The organism is Ereboglobus sp. PH5-10 (assembly GCF_029504735.1).
Classification (GTDB): domain Bacteria; phylum Verrucomicrobiota; class Verrucomicrobiia; order Opitutales; family Opitutaceae; genus Ereboglobus.
The window spans coordinates 55,027-73,940 of sequence record NZ_JAQFIP010000009.1; the positions used below are offsets into that span (position 1 = coordinate 55,027).

Consider the following 18,914-nt stretch of genomic DNA (forward strand, 5'->3'; position numbering starts at 1 on the left):
GTTTCGCCCTTGTGATTGTGCGCCAATGCCATTCATCCCAACGCCGCACGGGGTGCAATCTCTTGTTCTACCGACATGGATCGGATCGCCCTCCTACATATGTCCAACCAGCAACTGTTCCATGCGGCTCAAGCAGCGCCTTGGAAAACGTGCCTACGGCCAGCGGCTTAATTGTTCCGATTGCGGTCCAGCTTTCGATTGCCCCATGTTGGGTTACCACGTTAATAATCGCGGTCCATTCATTTTCTTTTATTATTACGCTTTCCCCAGTTAATTCATATTTCCCAATTATTTTCATGTCACTGGAATTATAACCCTTGATCAACTGACCGGTTATTTGACTGCTTTTCACCGCCGGGTCCTCGAGCATTGTTTTAACAAATGAAGCCATCTCCTTTTTTAAAAAAACTGTTGCCTTGTCCTCGGCGACTTCGCAGGCAAGCATCATGTTTATAGAATCCAGTTGGTTATTCAAATAAAAACATTTTCCCTCCTTTGAAACATAAATATGAATAGATAAATCTCTATGAAGAGAGTTCATTCTTTGAAAGAACACCTTCCCGTTCTTGACCCACGGAAACCAGGACGTGAAATCCATAGGCTTGTAATTATTCTTCCGGGCATCCCTAAACCCTTTTGATATAGCTTCATCAAGAACTAAAGATTCCTGACCGTAGCCTATGGCGGCAACGCACAATGATATATAAACTCCCAGTATCTTGATAGTTTTCATAAAATTATTCCAAAATCCGGTGTCTTTGATGTGAAAGGAGGCATGCGGAAAATGATTGCGCGGGCAGCGGCCCTTGGCAAGCGCAAGTCCGGTGAACGCCCGCCAAAATGCCGTCATCGTTTGCTGGAAATTAGCCGCGGAATGGGTTGCAATCTTGCTTCACATAATCATGCCAAAAAGAATTCAATTCAACTCATACGGCGGGCCGGAGGTTTTGCATTATTGCGATTGCAAACCGCCCGCGCTCGGGCCGCGCGATGTGCTCGTGCGCAATCACGCCATCGGTCTCAACTACATTGATACTTATTACCGCGGTGGATTGTATCCGGTGCCCGCGCTGCCATCCGGCCTCGGCACGGAGGGCGCGGGCGTGATCGAGGCGGTCGGCGCGGAGGTTTCGCGCTTCAAGGCCGGCGATCGCGTCGCCTACGCGTCGGGTCCGCTCGGCGCCTACGCGGAATACCACGCGTTGCCGGAAAGCGCGCCCGTGCGCATTCCCGACACGGTCAGTTTCGAGCAGGCGGCGGCGGTGATACTCAAGGGGCTCACTGTGCAATACCTGTTGCGCCAGACGTATCCGTTGCGCGGCGGCGAGACGATTCTGTTTCACGCGGCTGCGGGCGGCGTGGGATTGATCGCGTGCCAGTGGGCAAAGACGCTCGGCGTGAAACTCATCGGCACGGCGGGCAATGCCGAGAAGGCCGCGCTCGCCAGGGCGCACGGCGCGTGGGAGGCCGTTGACATGAGTCGCGAGGATTTTGTCGCGCGCGTGCACGAACTGACCGGCGGCGAAAAATGCCCCGTCGTCTATGATTCGGTGGGCCGGGACACTTGGGAGCGCTCGCTCGATTGCGTGGCGCCTCGCGGCCTGATGGTCAGCTTTGGCAACGCATCGGGACCGGTGACGGGCGTGGACTTGGGCGTCCTCTCGCGCAAGGGATCGCTCTATGTGACGCGCCCCACGCTCGCCCATTACGCAAACACGCCGGAGCGGCTCGCGGAGATGAGCGCGGAGTTGTTTGCGTTGATTGGCGCCGGGCTTCTGCGCATCGAAATCAACCAGCGCTTTCCGCTGGCCGAGGCCGCCGCCGCGCACACCGCGCTCCAGTCACGCCGCACAACCGGCTCGACCGTGCTCGTGCCGTGAGAAAATCACGCGAGTAGTCCGCGCAGGCTTTCCCACACGACAAACAAGGCGAACGCGATCAGGATCACGCCAAACACGCGCGGCAGCCAGCGTTGCGTGCGCGTGAGCTGCCGCGCCACCGGCGGAAACAGCAACGCCCAAGTGATCAGCGACCACATGACGAGCCCGTGAATCACGACCACCACCGGCATGAAAACCCGCCAGCTCATGGGCGAACCCGCCACCACGAATTGCGAAAACAAACTCGTGAAGAACACGAACACTTTCACGTTGGTGACGTTGCACAGGAACCCCTCCATGAAGCCGGCGGTCGCCTGCTTGCGCTCGTATTTGTCAGCGTCCAGTCCTTCCGATGCTTGCGCCGGCTGGTTCACGGCGGGGCGCGCCAGCAGCGTCTTCAAGCCGATCCACATCAGCACCGCGGCGCCCGCGAGCTGCACGATTCGCAACACAACCGGCGGGGCCATCGCCAGGCCGAGCGACAGGACAATCACCTGAACGCACAATCCCGCCGCGATTCCCCAGCCGGTGGCGAACGCGCGCAGTCGCGAACCGCTCATGCTGTTTTTAACGATGAGAAAAAAATCCGGCCCCGGGGAAATCAGCCCCACGGTCAATATGCCCAAAAGTGTCAATAGTTGCGGATACATAAAAAGCCTTCAAAGTCGCGCACGTTAAAAAAACGCGCCGCAAATCTGCAATGGCAATTCGAGCCGCGGCGATCCCTCACCAATTGCTCCGTGTATCCCGACGTCCCCCGTGGTTTAAAAATTAGAAAACCTTCGTTCGGGACGCTCCCTACCTCCCGCCCCTGCCGGAAATAACAACCGGAATCGTCGCGAGCACGATGCGCGCGTCGAGCCACGGCGACCAGTGGTCGATGTAGGCCAGGTCGAGCCGCACCCACTCCGCGAAGTCGTCGATGTCGTTGCGCCCGCTGGTTTGCCAGAGGCACGTCAGGCCGGGGCGCATGCTTTGCCGCCGCCTGTGCGCATCGTCGTCAAAACGCCGCACTTCATACAACGGCAGCGGACGCGGCCCCACCAGGCTCATCTCGCCGCGCAGCACATTCCAAAGCTGCGGCAGTTCGTCGATCGCGTGCCTGCGAAAAAAACGCCCCGCCGGTGTGACACGGGGGTCGTCCCCCATCTTGAAAACCGGCCCGCGCATTTCGTTTTTATCCGCGAGCGCGTCCTGCTCGTTTTCCGCCCCGGCGCGCATCGTGCGAAACTTCACCATTTCAAACGGACGCCCGTTGAGGCCCGCGCGCGTCTGCCTGAACAACACCGGCCCGCGCGATGTGAGTTTGATCGTGAGCGCGGCAAGAGCGAACACCGGCGATAACAACACGAGGGCGGCCGCGGAAAACAAAACATCCGTCGCGCGCTTGAGCGCGAGCGCGGACGGACCGGCCTTGTGCGCGCGAAAGTGGACAACCATTTCGCCCCCGAGCGAATCGAGGTGCGCGGCGGAATCGAGCGAGGCGCTCAACGGCGCGAGCCCCGTGCAAATAATGACCGCCACGCCCTCGCGCGTGCAGCAGTCAACATACGGCGCAAGTTGCGCGGTGCCGGCGCTGTCAAAAATCGCGGTGTTGACCGCGTGCTTGTGGAGCAATTCCGCGAGGCGCGCCGGCGGCTCGCTCCGCGGGTCGAAATCGCCGACATCCGCGATATGCGACATCTCCTGGGCCGAAAGCGAGGCGCGCCGCCGCTTGTTCGCGTCCGGATCGCCGACCCAGAGCACGCGCTCGCGCCACTGTTCGCGCGCAAGCCGCGTCGACGCGAGGCGCGCGGCGAAAACCGAGCGCGCATACGCAAAGGCTCCTCCCGCCGCGCACCCGAGCAAAATCACCGAGCGCGCCACCTGCGCGCGCACGAGAAACAAAATGATGACAACCGCCAGCGCCGTGAACGCCGCCGCGCGCGCCGCCGCGAAACCCGAAGGCCGTTGCCCGGCATAAAAACGCTGCGCGCCCAAAAACACCGGGCCGAGCACGGCGACAAGGGGCAGCACCCACACCAGTTCGACAAACGGCTCCAGCGGGGAAAGCCCGAGCGCGTCCACGCGCGCCAATCCATCGCGAAGCAAATACGCGCCCACCAGCGAAAGCGCAAAAAGCGCGCCGTCGCAAATCTGGTGAAACCGGGTGCGAGTCTGCCGGGATTGTTTGAGCATGACAGGAGCGACAATTATTCAGAAAGGTGCGAAGTGAAAGATGAATAGTGAAAACAAGGGAAAGCAAAGCGGAAGCGTTTTGACATCCGGCTTTCGGCCATTCCGCCCCGGCTTCTATTCCTCCGTTTTGCGCAGCGCGGACACCAGCGTCGCGAGATGCTTTGAGCGCGTGAAATGTTTTTCGTAATGCGCGCGCATGATTCCATTCACCGGACCCGCCGCGCGCGCGTCCCGAATTGCCGACGCGAGTTTTTCGGCCGACGCATGCGCGCCGACGACTTGCGCGTGCGGACACTCCGGCAGCATTCCGGGAATCGCGCGCCAGTGCGTTGTCACGACAGGCAGGTCGTGCGCCATCGCCTCGATTAACACCAGCGGCTGTGCCTCGTGCGCGTAGTGCGTCGGAAAAACAAACATATCGGCCCCATCGTAGAGCGCGTGCTTTTCCGCGTCATCCGCCGGCCCGGCGTAACGCACGCATTTGCGAAGGCCCGCGTTGTCGGTGGCAAGGCGTGCGTTGAACTCGCGCTCCTCCTCCTCGCTCGCAAACGCGCCCGCGACGACGAGCTCGAACGCGCCCGGCGTTTCGCGCTCCAAAACCGCCATTGCGTCAAGCGCGGCAAACACGCCTTTCTCGCGACCGCACAGCCCGAGAAACAACAGGCGGCAGATCACCCGCGCAGGCTCGGCGCCCTGTTTTTGGGAAGCGAAAACATCAATTCCATTCGGCACCACGCACACTCTTCGCGGCGCAAACTCCATCGCGTCGTCCGCCAGTTCCGGCGCGAGCACAATGGCGATATCCGCGCGCCCAAGCGCGAGTCGCGCCAGCCAGCGTTCGGGCGCGCGCGCTTTATTTTCCAGCCACGCGCCCAGTCCGACCGCATGCCAGTGCAGCACCAGCCTCGTGAAAAACGGCCTTAGCGCAAACATCACCATCAAGTCGCGCCAGACGGCGGGGCGCTTGCCCGGCGCGGGCACATAATAAAGCGTCATGCCGCCCGCGCCGCGTCCGCGCCAGCGCGCTCGCAACGCCCGCCAGCAGGCGGCCCACAGTGCGAAAATCTTTCCGATGCGCACGCGCCCGACATCCGCGGCGTCGCGCGACAACGCCGGATTGACGTGAACAACCTTGATCTCCGTCCCGCGCGCGCGCGCCGCCCCGCCCAATCCATCGACAAGCGTCCGCACCATGACACTTTGCCCGTGCACGGGCGGCGGGGTTTGTGCGAAGACGAGCAGTTTCATCGACTTTGTGTGTTCCGATAAAAGCATTATTTCGCGCGCGCGCCAGACGCAACCACCCCTGTAAAAAAGATTTTCTGTAACCTTTTTTTGCGAGTTCGGTTTCCCTTTGCGCGAAATGACTGTCACTGTTTCCATAAACATTTTTCTTCCGACGCCTCTGAACACAGAAATTCCAGCACCAGCCCGCGCCGGCTCCGACAACGCCGCCGCAAACACCGCGCCCGGGGACCATGCGCTCATGCTCGCCGTGCGCGACGGCGACATCGACCGGCTCGGCGAGCTCTTTGAGCGCCATCATCGCCGCCTCTACGCGTTTTGCGCGCAACTCACGCGCCAGCCCGCCGCCGCGGAGGACATTGTGCAAAACGTCTTCCACCGCATCCTCAAATACCGCCACACCTATCGCGACAACGGCAACTTCACCGCGTGGATGTATCACCTCGCGCGCAACTGCGCCGCCGACTTTTTCCAGAAACAATCCACCGCGCCCGTGCCCGTCGATCCCGGCGATCTGCACGCGCACGCCTCGTCCGAGTCGCCGCCCGACGCGCGCGCCGCTCAAACCGATGATCTCGCGCTCCTGCGCGCCGCGCTCGACCGGCTCCCCGTCGAGCACCGTGAAATCATCGTCCTCTCCCGCCTCCAAAACCTCGGGCATCGCGAAGCCGCGCGCATCCTCGACTGCTCCGTCGGCGCCGCCAAGGTCCGCGCGCACCGCGCATTAAAAGCCCTGCGCGAAACCTACCTCGCGCTCCGCCAAAACCCGCAACCACTTTAACAACACACCGCTATGAATTGCCAACGCATCCAGGACGAATGCCTCATCGAGGCCCTGCACGACGGCTCGCTCCCGTCCGCAACAGCCGATGCCGTGCGCGCCCACCTCGCCGCCTGCCCGGCCTGCCGCGCTCAACTCGCGGAGCTCGAAACCATCATCGCGCAGCTCGACCGGCTCCCGGCTCCCGCCGCGCCCTCGCAGCGCATGCGCGCCGGTTTCGACGCCATGCTCGCCGCCGAAAAAGCGCTCCAGAAAAACAACAGTCTTAACAATCCGCGCCGCATTTCGCGCCTCGACACCTTTTTCGCACGCCTTTTCCCGCGACGCCCCGTGTATCAATTCGGCGCGTCGCTCGCGCTTCTTGCGCTCGGTCTTTTCGTCGGCGCGCGTTTCCTCACACCGGCTTCAACGCCGGGCGCCGGCCCGGAAACGCCCGCGCCCAACTCCACCGCCATGGAGCTGGCCGAGCTTCGCGAGCAAGTGAACAACATGGGCCGACTCGTCACCTATTCGTTGCTCCAGCAGAAATCCACGAGCGAACGCCTGCAATCCGTGCTCGCCACGCTCCAGCTCAAATCGCCCGACCGCCAGCTTCTCACCGACCTTGTCGGCACGCTTGCGTTCGACCCGTCCGTCAACGTCCGGCTTTCCGCGGTCGAGGCGCTCGCGCCGCACACCGGCGAGGACCTCGTGCGCGCCGGCCTCATCGCCGCGCTCCCGCGCGAAACCGCGCCGCTCGTGCAAGTCGCCATGATCGAACTCCTCGCCTCCGCCCGCGACACCGAGGCCGCGCCCGTTTTTGCCCGGCTCATGCTGGACGACCGCGCCGACCCCTCCGTCCGCGAAACCGCGCGCCGCGCCCTCGCCGTGCTCGACTCGCCGCACGCACCGCCCCTTGAACCGGCGCACGACCACAATCTTTCGCACACATCCACCGACACAAAAACAACCACTTGAAACCCGCAGCCCCGCTGCAATTTGCCATGAAATCCAAAACCGCATTCCTCCGCGCGCCGCTTCTCGCCGCCGCCATCGCCTGTTCCGCCGCCCTGCTTCCCGCGCAGGACGCCTACCGCGAGCTCGGAGCCACGCCGCCGCCCGCCGCTGAAGCCAGCCCGGCTAAAAAAGCCAGTTACAGCAGCCAGCCCGGCAAAAACACCACCACCGCGCGCATTTCCTTCTCCGACCGGAGCAAGCCCGGCACGTTAAAAATCAACATGACCGTCGCTGAAATCGACATCGAGGGCACAAGCGGAAACGAAATCATCGTCACCTCCTCGCTCGACCAGAAAGGCGCGCCCAAAACCGACGACGACGGCTTCCGCCGCCTCGACCGGGAACAGGCTTTTGAACTCATCGAAAAGGACAATGTCGCCACGCTTCGCATCGCGGGGGGCAGCCCGAGGTTTGCCGCCGGGGCCGAGTTCAAAATCAAGGTTCCGCGCAACACCAACCTTTCCATCAGAACGCAATCCGTCGAGGGTGTTGAAATCGACGACATCGACGGCGACATCGAGGTAAGCAGCACCAGCGGCGAAATCAGCCTCGAAAATATTAGCGGCTCAGTTGTCGCCAACACGATGAGCGGAAAAATCGACGCCGAGTTCAAGCGCGCCCCGCAAAAACCCGTTTCGCTCACTTCAATGAGCGGCGCCATCGAGCTTTCCCTGCCGCCAAAAACCGCGGCCAACCTCCGCATGCGCACCCTGAGTGGCGCCATCCGAACCAACTTCCCAGAAAGCGCGCTCAAGACGACCACCGAAACGCGCGCCGACGCCAAGGCACGGAAGGTCAGCATGCAAGTCACGCACGACGGCGACAGCAACGTGACGGTTGTCACGAGCAATTCCGGCGACAGTTACGCTTTCTCGACGACAACCGGCGAGGCGCAAATCCCCCCGCCCGCCGCGCCGAGTGATGGCGAGCTTGTCGAAACCATTATCGAAACGCGCAAGGCGCAGGCATTTGATTACGCCGACAAAGGGCTCGCCGCCGCCCAAAAAGGCATCGCCGCCGCAATTCAGGCAATCGATGGAATCAAGGGCCTCAGCGACGAGGAAAAAGAACTCATCAAGCGCAAGATCCAAGCCGGTGGAAACGCCATGCCGCGCACGGTTCGCGTAACCGGCATGCCCTCGGTCGGCGGCAAGACGATCACCGGCGCGCTCAACGGCGGCGGCATCGACATCCAGCTCACCACCATGAGCGGCCCGATCACGCTCAAGCAGGAAAAGTAATTTTTCCAAGGCACCAAAGGTGCGCGAGACGAGATCCCGCAACGTGAAACCTGTCAGAACTGAGCGCGTTGCGGTTTCAAGCAGGTAGGGCGAACCGTCCCCGGTGAGCCGCCCAATTTTGGCTCACCAGGACGGTTCGCACTGCCCCAAAAGCCCGCTCTCACCGCGCCGCCTCGTCCCGCAAACCGTAGTTTTCCGGCTTAAAACCGCGCGCTTCCAACGCCTCCCCGAGCGCCTTCAAGTCGAGTTTTGCGCCGGCGTCCGATGTCATCGACGGGGCCGGTTTCACGCCGTGGCGCTCGAACCAACCTTGGTTCATTTCGAGCGCGTAGTGGATATCCGTGCGCGCCGAGGTCACCGAGGTTTCGTCAAACGGAAACATCTGGCGCACTTCGCGCAGCACGCCGTCTTTTGTGAAAAATCCTATGTCCAACGGGAGCGGGGTGTTGCGCATGTAGAAGCCCATGCGCTGCGGGTATTGATAGACAAAAATCATCCCCTGGTTCTCCGCGAGATCGCGACGCCCCATCAGGCCGCGATTGAGCTCGCGCAGGTTATTCGGCTGCTCCACAGCGAGTTGCATGCGCACAGGCTGACCGCCCACGCTTATGGTGAAATATTCCGAGGCCGATTTTATCGCCTTTGGAGCAGCTGCCGTCTTGCCATCCTTGCAGCTTGTTGCCAGAAAAAGGGTCGCTGCTGTCACAACGATCCTCACAATAACAGAAAGCATATTTGCGTTTTTCACGATATTTGTGGGTAATCGGTGTCCCTTTTAAATTCAATTCCCAATCACAAAATCCACATGGCTACTCCCACCTCAAAACTCCTCTACGCGGCTTCCGCCAACAATCCAGACCAGCTTTATTTCGGACGCGTCAGCGTGCCCGATCCGTTTATCGCGTTTTCGATCGCGGGCAAAAAATACGCCATCGTCAACGCGCTCGAATACGCCCGCGTCAAGCGCGACTCCGCCTTTGACGTCGTGCTGCCCCTCGAAACCTACGCCGAGAAGGCAATGGAGCGCTTCGGCAAGTTCGGACGCCTCTCACCCGCCGAAACCATTGCCGTGATCGCCGCCGAGTTCGGGCAAAAATCCTTCCTCGTGCCCGAGGATTTTCCCGCCAGCCTCTACGCGCGCCTCTCGATTCTGCACGGCATCAAACTCGAGCCCGTCAACGGCCCCATTTTCCCCGAGCGCGAAATCAAGACACCCGCCGAGGCCGCGAAAATCAAGGAGGGCAACCGTTGCGCCGCGGCAGGCATCGCCGCCGCCGAAAAAGTGCTCAAGGAAAGTAAAATCTCCAACGGAAAACTCACGTGGCAACGCAAGCCGCTCACCTCCGAGCGCCTCAGGACCGCCATCGAAATCGCCTGCCTCGAGGCCGGCTCGCTTTCAATCGACACCATCGCCGCGGGCGGCAACCAAGCCTGCGACCCGCACCACGGCGGCAGCGGCGTGCTCCGCGCCAACCAGCTCATCGTCGTGGACGTGTTCCCGCGCGTGCAGGCGACCGGCTACCATGGCGACATGACGCGCACGTTCCTCAAGGGCCGCGCCAACGACTTTCAGAAAAAACTCGTCGCCACCGTGCGCGAGGCCCAGCTCGCCGCGCTCAAGCTCGTCAAGGCGGGCGTCAACGGACAAGTCGTGCACCAGGCCGTCAACGACACCTTCTCCAAACACGGCTACAAAACCGAGCGCACCGAGAAAGGAGCCACCGGCTTTTTCCACGGCACCGGCCACGGACTCGGCCTCGCCGTGCACGAGGCCCCGCGCGTGAGCACCGTCGATTACGTTTTGAAGGCGGGCTCGGTTGTCACCATCGAGCCGGGTCTCTATTATCCCGGCCACGGCGGCTGCCGCATCGAGGACGTCGTGCAAGTCACCGACGCCAAACCCAAGATGCTCTCCAGCTTCCACTACAACTGGGAAATTAAATAAATGCGGAATGCGGATTTCGAAATGCGGAATGAAAACTGAAATCTGGAAATCCGCGCGCATATAACGCTTGCGTCCGGCAATTCCGCATTCCGAAATCCGCATTCCGCATTCGTATGATCACCACTGCCACCGCCACCGCGCTCCTTAAAAAAATCGCCGGCCTGCGAATCCTCGTCATCGGCGACGTGATGCTCGACCACTACATTTGGGGCGACGCCACGCGCATCTCCCCCGAGGCTCCCGTGCCCGTCGTGGACATCGCGCGCGACACGCACACCGCCGGCGGCGCGGCCAACGTCGCACTCAACATTGCCTCGCTCGGCGCGCGCTGCACCGTGGCCGGATTTTTTGCGGACGACGAGGCGGGCAAAAAACTCACCGAAATCCTCGCCGGCCATGACATCGCCACCATCCGCACACCCGGCGCCGGCGCCACAATCCTCAAGACGCGCGTGCTCGTGCAGCACCAGCAACTCTGCCGCCTCGACCGCGAAAACCCGCCCTCGGCCTACGCAATTCCACCCGAAAAAATAACCCCGCTCTTTCGCGACGCGGTCCGCGCGCACGACGCCGTTGTCTTTTCCGATTACGCCAAGGGCATCCTGTCCGACAAACTCGTCGCCACCGTCACCAAGATTGCGCGCCGCGAGGGCAAGGTCGTCGCACTCGACCCGAAACCCAAGCGCGCGCTCGCCTTCCGCGACCTCGATCTCATCACGCCCAACCGCAAGGAGGCGCTCCAGCTCGCCGGCGTCGAACCCGAGGCGGGCACGCCCTTCCCCGCGGCCGAAGTCTGCGCACGCCTCCACAAACTCTACCGCACCCGCAACCTCGTCATCACCATGAGCGAGGACGGCATGCTCCTTTCGAGCAAGGGCAAGATCGGCAAAACAATCCCCACCGCCGCGCGCGAAGTGTTCGACGTGTCCGGCGCGGGCGACACCTCTCTCGCCGCGCTCACGCTCGCCCTCGCCGCCGGCAGCTCGCTCGAAACCGCCGCGCAATTTGCCAACATCGCCGCGGGCGTCGTCGTCGGCAAGGTCGGCACCGCCGTCGCCAGCCCCGCCGAAATCCTCGCGCGCGCCGGGAAATAGCCCCCGCCATAATTCGCTGGCTCTTTTTTGCCGCGCGCCCCTCACTACCAACACACCGAATGAGAACCGCACTCCTTTTCCTCCTTTCCGCGCTGGCCCTTGCCCTCGCGTCCGGCTGCGCCTCCGGCACGTCCAAAAGCGCCGCCTACAACATCATCCCCGCCGGGGCCCACGGACGCGAAACCTCATGGACCCCCACCGAGGGCGACATCGCCACCCTGGAGAAAAAACTCACGCGCCAGTTCAGCATGCCCGACAAAATGGTCATCTCCGGAATCGCCGAGGGCCTGCCCCCGTATTCACTTTCCGAATACAACATTCGCTACACCGGCACCGGCCCCGTCGAAAGCCGCTACATTCTCGGCGAGGCGGTTCACAAAAGCCTCCCGGAGGCAGCCACGCTTCTCACCGACAGCCGCTATGTGATGCCCGAAAAAGGCGGCCCGCGCTACTTCACCGTCATGTATAAGCCCGCCGAGGAGCGCATCGTGGCCGTGCGCTTCAATGGAAATTAAATAGTGTGATTTAAGAATATAGAAAGAGACAGCGCCCCCTCCGAAAAACCAACGGCGCGGCAGCGCCCCTCCGACTTCTTAATTCATAATTCTTAATTCTTAATTTTAATGAAGGCCCTGTTTCTCGACCGCGACGGCACGCTTATCATCGACAAGCACTACCTCCACGATCCGGAAGGCGTGGAGCTTTTTCCCGGCGTGGCCGAAAGCATCGCGCACGCGCGCAAACTCGGCTACCGGCTTTACCTTATCACAAACCAGTCCGGCATCGGGCGCGGTTATTACACCGAGGCGGACGCCGTTCGTTGCAACGAACGCATGGAGCAGCTCATCGGGCTCGGCCCCCGTCCGCTCTTCGCCGAAATCTGCATCGCGCCCGAAACACCCGAGCAGCCCCAGCGCTATCGCAAACCCTCGCCGCGTTTCATCCTCGAGATGATCGCGCGCGACAACCTCGACCCCGCGCAATGCTGGATGGTCGGCGACCGCGACGCCGACATCGACGCCGGCCTCAACGCAAAAATTCACCCCGCCGCGCTCTGCACCGGCAAACTCACCCGCGCCGACTGGGCTGCGATTCCCGCCTATCGCGACGTGCCCGTGTTCGACGACTTCCCGGCATTCGCGCGCACGCTGGAATAACCCGGTTTCGCGCGCGAAACCGATTTTCCGAAACCTCACTCGCGCTTGCTGATTTCTCGCGGGGCGGTTTCCACCTGCGAGGGATCGGCCAGTTTCTTCTGCCCCTTCGCGCCAAGCTCCTCGAACTTTCGCGCGCCGGGCAGCACGCTGCCCTCGAGCGAACCGACGGCGGCGTTGTAGCTTTTGGTCGCGGCATCAAGCCCGCGGCCCACTTTGCCCAAATGGTCGGCAAACGTCGCAATGCGGTCATACAACTCGCGACCGAGCCGGCTGACTTCCTCGGCGTTTTTCGACACCGCCTCCTGACGCCATCCATACGCGGCGGCCTTGAGAAGCGCGATCAAAGTCGTGGGCGTGGCGAGCAGCACTTTTTTTGAAATCGCGCGATCCAGCAGCGTGTTGTCCGTCTGCAGCGCGGCCGTCAAAAAGTGATCCCCCGGCACAAACAAAACGACAAACTCGGGCGCGGGCTGGAACTGCTGCCAGTAATTCTTCGCGCCAAGCTGGTCGATGTGCATGCGCATTTTTTGCGCATGCTCGGCGAGTTTCGACGCGCGCGCGTTTTCGTCCGCCGCATCAAGCGCGTCGCGATAGGCCTGCACCGGCGTCTTCGCATCGACCACGATGCGCTGCCCGCCCGGCAAGCGCACCACAAGGTCGGCGCGCAGTTTCTCGCCGTCGCCACCGGTGGCGGTTTCCTGCTCGGTGAAATCACAATACGAAAGCATGTCGGCAAGCTCAACCACGCGGCGCAGTTGAAGCTCGCCCCAGCTTCCGGCGTAGGAAGTGGAGCGAAACGCATTCGACAACTTGAGCGTTTCCGCCTGCAGGCGGGTTTGCGCGGTGTTGAGCGATTCGAGCTGCTGGCCGAGCTGCCCGTAGGCGTTTGCGCGCTTTTGCTCAAGCTCGCCGATCTTGGTGTCCACTTTTTCGAGCGATTCCTTGAGCGGCTTGACGAGCGAGTCGATCGCCTGCTGGCGCGCGGCGAGGTCGCCCTCGGCCTTTTGCTGGTATTGCTTGAGCGCTTGCTGGGCGAATTGCACAAACGCGTCGCTGTTGCTCTTCAGCGCGTCGGAGGAAAGCGCCTTGAACTCCGCGGTCAGGCGCGCGTGCGCGTCGTTGAACGCGGCGATTTTTTCCGCGGCGGCGGCGCGCTCGGCGGCGAGTGTCTGTTCGAGATCGATGCGCCGCGCCTCAACCTCCGCAAGCCGCGCAAGCTCGGCATCGCGCGCGCGCAACCGCTCGACAAGCGCGGCACGCTGTCCGCGAGCATGAAGCCAGGCCAAAAGCGCGCCCGCGATGACGCCCAAGATTGCTGCGAGGATAAGGTATGCGATCACGATCAGCCCAGCGTTGCGCTTCGCCGTGTTTTGGCAACCAAGGAACGCGACCGCTCACACCTTTAGCCGCGCGCGCGCCTCGTCCAGCGAAAGCCCGTCAATTTGGACGACCTTCTGGCGGGACTTCCCGCCATGCGCGACCGAAACCGCGCGCTTTGGCAGGTCCAGCGTCTCCGCCAAAAATTCGCACAGCTCCTCGTTGGCGCGCCCCTCAAGCGCGGGCGCGCGCACCTTGACCTTGAGCGCGTCGCCGAGCCACCCCGCGACCTCGTTGCGCGGCGCGTTGGGGATGGCCTTGATCGCGAGTTTGCAGGAGGAAGCGGATGACGGTTGGGCGAACATTTTTGAGGAATCAGTTTCCGCAAATACGAGCACGCTTCACACGCCCCGGCAACACGACAAAAAGCCATTTGCGCGTTTCCAATATGCGCCCGGCGGAATAAACCCAAAACAATAAGCGGGTCGCCAAGCCAAGCGACCCGCTTTGATGAAACGGCGGCCCTCAAGCGGCCGCGACGCCCCAAAATATTCCCAAAATCAACGCGCCTTCACCTCAATGTCGCCGCCCGAGGTGCGCACCTTGACCAGCGGGCCGCCGCCGTTGATTTTGCCCGACAGGCGGCTCTTGCCATTGCCGCCCGCAAGCAGGGCGATTTGCAGGTTGCCTTCGGTTTTCACACGCCCGCTTTTTGTCACTGCGTCCACCAGCAATCCGGACGATTTGCCAAGCTTCAATTCCACATCGCCGCCGGAAGTGCTCAGCGAACACTCGCTCGTCACATCGGAGAGGTCGGCCTCAATGTCGCCCCCGCTCGTGCGCGCGGTGACCGTGCCCGAGACTCCTTTTATCTTGATGTCGCCTCCGCTTGTTGTGATCGCCAAATCACCCGCCACCGCACCCGTCTCGATGTCGCCGCCGCTGGTTTCGAGCGTCGCGTTTTTTGTGCAACCCGCGAGATCAACATCACCGCCGCTTGTGTGCGCGCTGACAATCCCGTCGATCCGCCCGAGCTCAACATCGCCCCCGCTCGTGCGCACCTTGACCGTGCCGGCAAGGTCGCCCACAAACACATCGCCGCCGGAAGTCGTCACCGTGGCATCGCATGCGCGCGGCACGATGACATCGAACTCCACGCAAACCGGCGCGCGCCTCAACGTGGCTTTTGTGTATTTCGCCGACGCGCTCACCGAGTTGCCCGACTGCTCCATGACGAGATCGAGCGATTTCGCAATCTCATCGGCCTCGGCCTCGCTCTTCGCCCGCGGGAAAATTTGCCGGGCGACAATTCGCACACTTTGAACATCGCCCGGCTCGACACGCACCTTGCCGCCCGACGTCGAGACGGAAAGCTTCGCGCCAGATTGAACCGAAAATGTTTTTTCGACCGCGCGCTCAATTCTGGCCGACGCGACAGTGGAAAAGAAAGCGAGGGCGCAGGCCGTCGCGAGAAACAGAGTTGTTTTTTTGGAAGTAAAAAAGTTCATGCCCCATCAAACACGCCGGGCCGCCGGAAAGTTACACACCTTGCGCAAAAATTTTTTACACCGCCACGCCGGACATTTTTTTCGCGCTCGTTATTGGCTGGAAAAACAATGCCGACAGTCTTTCCATGGGCGCATGAGAATCCCCCTCGCCGCCCTGTTTTCATTTTTGCTTTGCTCCTTGTTTTTCCCGGCTGCCGCAACCCGGGCGTCAGCCGATGATCCGCTCTCCACGCTGCGCAAGGAGCACCCGCGCCTTCTTTTCACCGCGCGGGATTGGGCGGCGTTTGACCAGCGCGCGCGCAATCGCGCCAACGATCCGCAATTCGACGCGCTTCTTGCGCAACTCGAAAAAAACGCGCGCGCAATCCTCGCCGCGCCGCCGCTCGAGCGCAAACTCACCGGGCGCCGCCTGCTCGGCGTTTCCCGCGAAGCGTTGCGCCGCGTGCTCACACTCGCGGTAGCCTATCGCTCGACGCAAAACGAGGCGTTTCTGCAACGCGCCGAACAGGAGATGCTCGCCGCCGCCGAGTTCGACAACTGGAACCCCTCGCACTTTCTCGACGTCGGGGAAATGACCGCCGCGCTCGCGCTCGGCTACGATTGGTTTTATGAAAAACTTTCCCCCGAAACGCGCGCGACCATTCGTCGGGCAATTGTCGCCAAGGGACTCCGCGAAGGCATCGATCCGAAACTTCGGAGAAACTACTGGCATCGCGTCGAAAACAACTGGAACCAAGTTTGCCTCGGCGGACTTTCCCTCGGCGCGCTCGCCATCGCCGAGGACGAACCCGAGCTCGCCCGCGACATGCTCAAGGCCGCGCGCACCGGCATCGCCAACGGACTGCGCCCCTATGCACCCGACGGCATTTACCCCGAGGGCCCGGGCTACTGGAGCTACGGCACGACATATCAAGTGCTCCTCGTCGCCGCGCTCGAATCCGCGCTCGGCACGGATTGGAACCTGAGCGCCAGCCCCGGATTTCTTGCGAGCGCCAACGTGCAGCTCCACCTCACCGGGCCAACCGGCAAACAATTCAATTTTTCCGACTGCGGGAACCAGGGATTCTTCGATCCGATTTTGTATTGGTTCGCCAAAAAACTAAACAACCCCGTCCTCGCCGCGCCGCCAAATTTAAAATCGAAGGATCGTTTCCTTCCGCTTGTCGCGCTCTGGTGGCCTGACGGCGGACTTGCGCCACGAAACACCGAGCCGGGCCTTCCGCTCGCATGGAAGGGCGAGGGGATCAACCCCATCGCGGCGTTTCGCAGTTCGTGGACCGACCCAAGCGCGCTCTTCCTCGCCTGCAAAGCCGGCGCGGCCAACGCCTCGCACGGACACATGGACGCCGGTTCGTTCATCCTGGAGGCCGACGGCGTGCGCTGGGCAATCGACCTCGGAATGCAGGGCTACGAATCACTTGAGTCCAAAGGCATGCGCATCTTCGGACGCACGCAGGACGCGCAGCGCTGGACGGTTTTTCGCATGAACAATTTTTCGCACAACACGCTCACCATCGACAACCAGCCGCACCGCGTTGACGGGCGCTCGGAGTTTGTGAAATTCGGCGACACCGGCGCGACGATCGACCTGTCCCCCGTTTTTTCCGGACAGGCCAAAAACGTGCGGCGTGATTTTCACTTCGACGCGCGCGCGCGCGCCGTGACGATCACCGACACGCTCGACGGGGCGCCCGCCCGCGCTGAAATCCGCTGGGCGATGGTAACAAAGGCAAAAGTCACAATCTCCCCGGATGGAGGCAGCGCGACGCTGATTCAAAAAGGAAAGCAACTGCACGCCTCGCTTCTTCCCGGCCAAGCCGGCTCAATGCGCTTTGAAACCATCCCGGCCGAGGCCTCGCCCAAAAACAATTACGACGCGCCAAATCCGGGGACGCACATCCTGGTCGTCCGCGCCAAGGCATCCGCGAAGGGAAGCGCCGCCATCGCGGTGCGACTGCGCGCGGGCGAGGCTTCTCATTGAGCGCGGAGCCCCCAGGGCGCGCGCGAAAAACCAACCTGCCGCATTGACCCGCGATTGCAAAAGGGGTTTCTTTCAAGGCTCTGTTTCTTTCATTCCCCTCCTCATCCAACACCCGCCCCTGATTCCTCACCACCAACGTCATCACATGAGCAAACACAACCACTCGCGCCGCGACTTCCTCAAAACAACAGCCCTCGCGGGGCTGGGCATCGGCCTCGCCGGAATGGCACCCTCCCGCGCGGCCGGCGCGGAACCCGGATTCGGCGCCGTGCGCAGTCGCGCCAAAAACATCAGCCAGACACGCCGCCGCCCCGCCGGACAAAAACCCGTCCATTCCCTGACCACCTCGCCGATTGAAAAAGTTCGCGTCGGGCTCATCGGCTGCGGCGGCCGGGGCGGCTCGCTGCTCAAGGACCTGTTGAACATCCCTTTTGTTGAAGTCACCGCCATCTGCGACGTCCGCGAGGAGCGCGTCGCCATGATGCTCAAGCGCGCCGGGGACAAGGGGCAGACCCCGAGAACCTATTCCGGCGGCGACCGCGCCTGGGAAAACCTCCTGCGGCAGGACAACATCGATGTCGTTTACGTCGCCACACCTTGGGAATGGCATTGCGAAATGAGCGTCAAGGCGATGGAGGCGGGCAAGCATGCCTTCGTGGAAGTCTCCGCCGCCGTCACGGTTGACGAGTGCTGGAAACTCGTGAACACCTCGGAAAAAACCCAGCGCCACTGCGCGATTTTGGAAAACTGTTGTTACGGCCGCAACGAACTCTTTGTGCTCAACATGGCCCGCGAGGGTGTTTTCGGCGAGCTCACGCACGCCGAGTGCGCCTACATCCACGACCTGCGCGGCATGCTCTTCAAGCTCGGCACCGAGGGCGACTGGCGCCGCGAATACCACAAGACCCTCGACGGCAATCTCTATCCCACGCACGGCCTCGGCCCCGTCTGCCAATACATGGGCATCGGGCGCGGCGACCAGATGAAATACCTCGTCTCCATGAGCTCGCCCGAAGCCGGCCTCTCCAAGTGGCTCAGGGAAAAAAATCCAAACGACGGGCGCCACGCCGGCGAAAAATACGTCTGCGGCGACATGAACACCACCCTTGTCAAAACCGAGCTGGGCCGCTCCATCATGATCCAGCACGACGTGATCAGCCCGCGCCCCTACAGCCGCATCAACGCCCTCAGCGGCACCGGCGGCACCTTTTTCGGCTACCCGAACCGCCTCGCGCTCGATGACCCGAAAAAATACAACCTCAAGGCCAAGAGCAGCCACGGCTGGCTCAAGGACGACGATTTTAAGGCCATGCGCGAAAGGTTCGACCATCCGCTCTACAAACAATTGCAGGAACGCGCCAAGAACAGCGGCCACGGAGGCATGGATTATGTCATGAGCTACCGCCTGCTTGATTGCATCCGCAAGGGTCTCACTCCCGACATGACGGTTTACGACGCCGCGCTCTGGAGCTGCATCCTCGAACTGTCGGCAAAATCAGTCCAGGAAGGCAGCCACCCCGTCGGCATCCCCGACTTCACCCGTGGCGATTGGAAAGCCATCAAACCCCTCGGCATCGCCACAACCTGAACC

General features: G+C 61.9%; 18 protein-coding genes. 10 read left to right on the forward strand and 8 right to left on the reverse strand.

The features are described 5' to 3' along the window. Positions 1 to 67: 67 nt before the first annotated feature. Positions 68 to 850, reverse strand: a complete 783-nt coding sequence (locus tag M2447_RS08700) for a hypothetical protein (protein WP_277558285.1) — start codon at positions 848 to 850, stop codon at positions 68 to 70. A 52-nt stretch (positions 851 to 902) separates the two neighbouring features. Here M2447_RS08700 and M2447_RS08705 point away from each other — a divergent pair, with 52 nt between their 5' ends. Then, entirely contained in the window at positions 903 to 1,880 is a 978-nt protein-coding gene (locus M2447_RS08705; protein WP_277558286.1) for an NADPH:quinone reductase, read from the forward strand. Positions 1,881 to 1,885: 5 nt separating this feature from the next. Here the strand turns inward: M2447_RS08705 and M2447_RS08710 are convergent, their stop codons facing one another. The 3 genes from M2447_RS08710 to M2447_RS08720 form a co-directional block, all read right to left on the reverse strand. Beyond that, the gene (locus M2447_RS08710; RefSeq protein ID WP_277509147.1) at positions 1,886 to 2,530 is read right to left on the reverse strand and encodes a LysE family translocator; all 645 of its coding nucleotides are present in this window, start codon (positions 2,528 to 2,530) and stop codon (positions 1,886 to 1,888) included. A 148-nt stretch (positions 2,531 to 2,678) separates the two neighbouring features. Next, positions 2,679 to 4,058 carry a sugar transferase gene (locus M2447_RS08715; protein WP_277558287.1) on the reverse strand — a complete coding sequence of 460 codons (1,380 nt, stop codon included), beginning with the start codon at positions 4,056 to 4,058 and terminating at the stop codon, positions 2,679 to 2,681. Positions 4,059 to 4,172: 114 nt separating this feature from the next. Continuing rightward, positions 4,173 to 5,306: a glycosyltransferase family 4 protein gene (locus M2447_RS08720; protein ID WP_277558288.1), complete on the reverse strand. Its 1,134-nt coding sequence runs from the start codon at positions 5,304 to 5,306 to the stop codon at positions 4,173 to 4,175. Between the two features lie 115 nt (positions 5,307 to 5,421). Between M2447_RS08720 and M2447_RS08725 the strand changes: the two genes are divergently transcribed. The 3 genes from M2447_RS08725 to M2447_RS08735 are packed head-to-tail and all read left to right on the forward strand — an operon-like array spanning position 5,422 to position 8,321. Next, positions 5,422 to 6,084 (forward strand): RNA polymerase sigma factor, encoded by a 663-nt coding sequence (locus tag M2447_RS08725; protein WP_277558289.1) that lies wholly within the window; start codon positions 5,422 to 5,424, stop codon positions 6,082 to 6,084. Positions 6,085 to 6,096: 12 nt separating this feature from the next. Beyond that, positions 6,097 to 7,041, forward strand: a complete 945-nt coding sequence (locus M2447_RS08730) for a zf-HC2 domain-containing protein (RefSeq protein ID WP_277558290.1) — start codon at positions 6,097 to 6,099, stop codon at positions 7,039 to 7,041. A gap of 26 nt (positions 7,042 to 7,067) precedes the next feature. Then, complete coding sequence (locus M2447_RS08735) at positions 7,068 to 8,321, forward strand: DUF4097 family beta strand repeat-containing protein (protein WP_277558291.1); 1,254 nt, start codon at positions 7,068 to 7,070, stop codon at positions 8,319 to 8,321. A 160-nt stretch (positions 8,322 to 8,481) separates the two neighbouring features. Here M2447_RS08735 and M2447_RS08740 read toward each other — a convergent pair whose 3' ends face one another. Next, complete coding sequence (locus M2447_RS08740; protein ID WP_277558292.1) at positions 8,482 to 8,904, reverse strand: DUF192 domain-containing protein; 423 nt, start codon at positions 8,902 to 8,904, stop codon at positions 8,482 to 8,484. A gap of 222 nt (positions 8,905 to 9,126) precedes the next feature. Here M2447_RS08740 and M2447_RS08745 point away from each other — a divergent pair, with 222 nt between their 5' ends. The 4 genes from M2447_RS08745 to M2447_RS08760 all read left to right on the forward strand — a co-directional run bounded on the left by M2447_RS08745 (position 9,127) and on the right by M2447_RS08760 (position 12,517). Beyond that, positions 9,127 to 10,266 (forward strand): M24 family metallopeptidase, encoded by a 1,140-nt coding sequence (locus tag M2447_RS08745; RefSeq protein ID WP_108826400.1) that lies wholly within the window; start codon positions 9,127 to 9,129, stop codon positions 10,264 to 10,266. Positions 10,267 to 10,379: 113 nt separating this feature from the next. After that, a complete protein-coding gene (locus M2447_RS08750) occupies positions 10,380 to 11,360 on the forward strand; it encodes a PfkB family carbohydrate kinase (RefSeq protein WP_277558293.1) in 981 nt (326 codons plus the stop codon). Positions 11,361 to 11,419: 59 nt separating this feature from the next. Then, positions 11,420 to 11,875 carry a hypothetical protein gene (locus M2447_RS08755; protein WP_277509161.1) on the forward strand — a complete coding sequence of 152 codons (456 nt, stop codon included), beginning with the start codon at positions 11,420 to 11,422 and terminating at the stop codon, positions 11,873 to 11,875. Between the two features lie 108 nt (positions 11,876 to 11,983). Further along, positions 11,984 to 12,517 (forward strand): HAD-IIIA family hydrolase, encoded by a 534-nt coding sequence (locus tag M2447_RS08760; RefSeq protein WP_277558294.1) that lies wholly within the window; start codon positions 11,984 to 11,986, stop codon positions 12,515 to 12,517. Positions 12,518 to 12,552: 35 nt separating this feature from the next. On the opposite strand, the gene M2447_RS08765 is transcribed toward M2447_RS08760, so the two are convergent. From M2447_RS08765 to M2447_RS08775, 3 genes are all read right to left on the reverse strand, one after another. Further along, a complete protein-coding gene (locus M2447_RS08765; RefSeq protein WP_277558295.1) occupies positions 12,553 to 13,857 on the reverse strand; it encodes a DNA recombination protein RmuC in 1,305 nt (434 codons plus the stop codon). A gap of 54 nt (positions 13,858 to 13,911) precedes the next feature. Next, a complete protein-coding gene (locus M2447_RS08770) occupies positions 13,912 to 14,199 on the reverse strand; it encodes a DUF167 domain-containing protein (protein WP_277558296.1) in 288 nt (95 codons plus the stop codon). Positions 14,200 to 14,394: 195 nt separating this feature from the next. Continuing rightward, positions 14,395 to 15,342, reverse strand: coding sequence for a DUF4097 family beta strand repeat-containing protein (locus M2447_RS08775; protein ID WP_277558297.1), 948 nt, complete (start codon positions 15,340 to 15,342; stop codon positions 14,395 to 14,397). A gap of 133 nt (positions 15,343 to 15,475) precedes the next feature. Here M2447_RS08775 and M2447_RS08780 point away from each other — a divergent pair, with 133 nt between their 5' ends. Both M2447_RS08780 and M2447_RS08785 read left to right on the forward strand, forming a co-directional pair. Next, positions 15,476 to 17,323 carry a heparinase II/III family protein gene (locus tag M2447_RS08780; protein ID WP_277558298.1) on the forward strand — a complete coding sequence of 616 codons (1,848 nt, stop codon included), beginning with the start codon at positions 15,476 to 15,478 and terminating at the stop codon, positions 17,321 to 17,323. Between the two features lie 145 nt (positions 17,324 to 17,468). Beyond that, a complete protein-coding gene (locus tag M2447_RS08785) occupies positions 17,469 to 18,911 on the forward strand; it encodes a Gfo/Idh/MocA family oxidoreductase (protein ID WP_277558299.1) in 1,443 nt (480 codons plus the stop codon). Positions 18,912 to 18,914: the final 3 nt, after the last annotated feature.

Coding starts and splice junctions, on each gene's coding strand:
- M2447_RS08780 (WP_277558298.1), top strand. CDS start 15,476: ATGAGAATCCCCCTCGCCGCCCTGTTTTCATTTTTGCTTTGCTCCTTG.
- M2447_RS08785 (WP_277558299.1), top strand. CDS start 17,469: ATGAGCAAACACAACCACTCGCGCCGCGACTTCCTCAAAACAACAGCC.
- M2447_RS08725 (WP_277558289.1), top strand. CDS start 5,422: ATGACTGTCACTGTTTCCATAAACATTTTTCTTCCGACGCCTCTGAAC.
- M2447_RS08705 (WP_277558286.1), top strand. CDS start 903: ATGCCAAAAAGAATTCAATTCAACTCATACGGCGGGCCGGAGGTTTTG.
- M2447_RS08760 (WP_277558294.1), top strand. CDS start 11,984: ATGAAGGCCCTGTTTCTCGACCGCGACGGCACGCTTATCATCGACAAG.
- M2447_RS08750 (WP_277558293.1), top strand. CDS start 10,380: ATGATCACCACTGCCACCGCCACCGCGCTCCTTAAAAAAATCGCCGGC.
- M2447_RS08710 (WP_277509147.1), bottom strand. CDS start 2,530: ATGTATCCGCAACTATTGACACTTTTGGGCATATTGACCGTGGGGCTG.
- M2447_RS08715 (WP_277558287.1), bottom strand. CDS start 4,058: ATGCTCAAACAATCCCGGCAGACTCGCACCCGGTTTCACCAGATTTGC.
- M2447_RS08770 (WP_277558296.1), bottom strand. CDS start 14,199: ATGTTCGCCCAACCGTCATCCGCTTCCTCCTGCAAACTCGCGATCAAG.
- M2447_RS08740 (WP_277558292.1), bottom strand. CDS start 8,904: ATGCAACTCGCTGTGGAGCAGCCGAATAACCTGCGCGAGCTCAATCGC.
- M2447_RS08700 (WP_277558285.1), bottom strand. CDS start 850: ATGACGGCATTTTGGCGGGCGTTCACCGGACTTGCGCTTGCCAAGGGC.
- M2447_RS08730 (WP_277558290.1), top strand. CDS start 6,097: ATGAATTGCCAACGCATCCAGGACGAATGCCTCATCGAGGCCCTGCAC.
- M2447_RS08735 (WP_277558291.1), top strand. CDS start 7,068: ATGAAATCCAAAACCGCATTCCTCCGCGCGCCGCTTCTCGCCGCCGCC.
- M2447_RS08745 (WP_108826400.1), top strand. CDS start 9,127: ATGGCTACTCCCACCTCAAAACTCCTCTACGCGGCTTCCGCCAACAAT.
- M2447_RS08775 (WP_277558297.1), bottom strand. CDS start 15,342: ATGAACTTTTTTACTTCCAAAAAAACAACTCTGTTTCTCGCGACGGCC.
- M2447_RS08755 (WP_277509161.1), top strand. CDS start 11,420: ATGAGAACCGCACTCCTTTTCCTCCTTTCCGCGCTGGCCCTTGCCCTC.
- M2447_RS08720 (WP_277558288.1), bottom strand. CDS start 5,306: ATGAAACTGCTCGTCTTCGCACAAACCCCGCCGCCCGTGCACGGGCAA.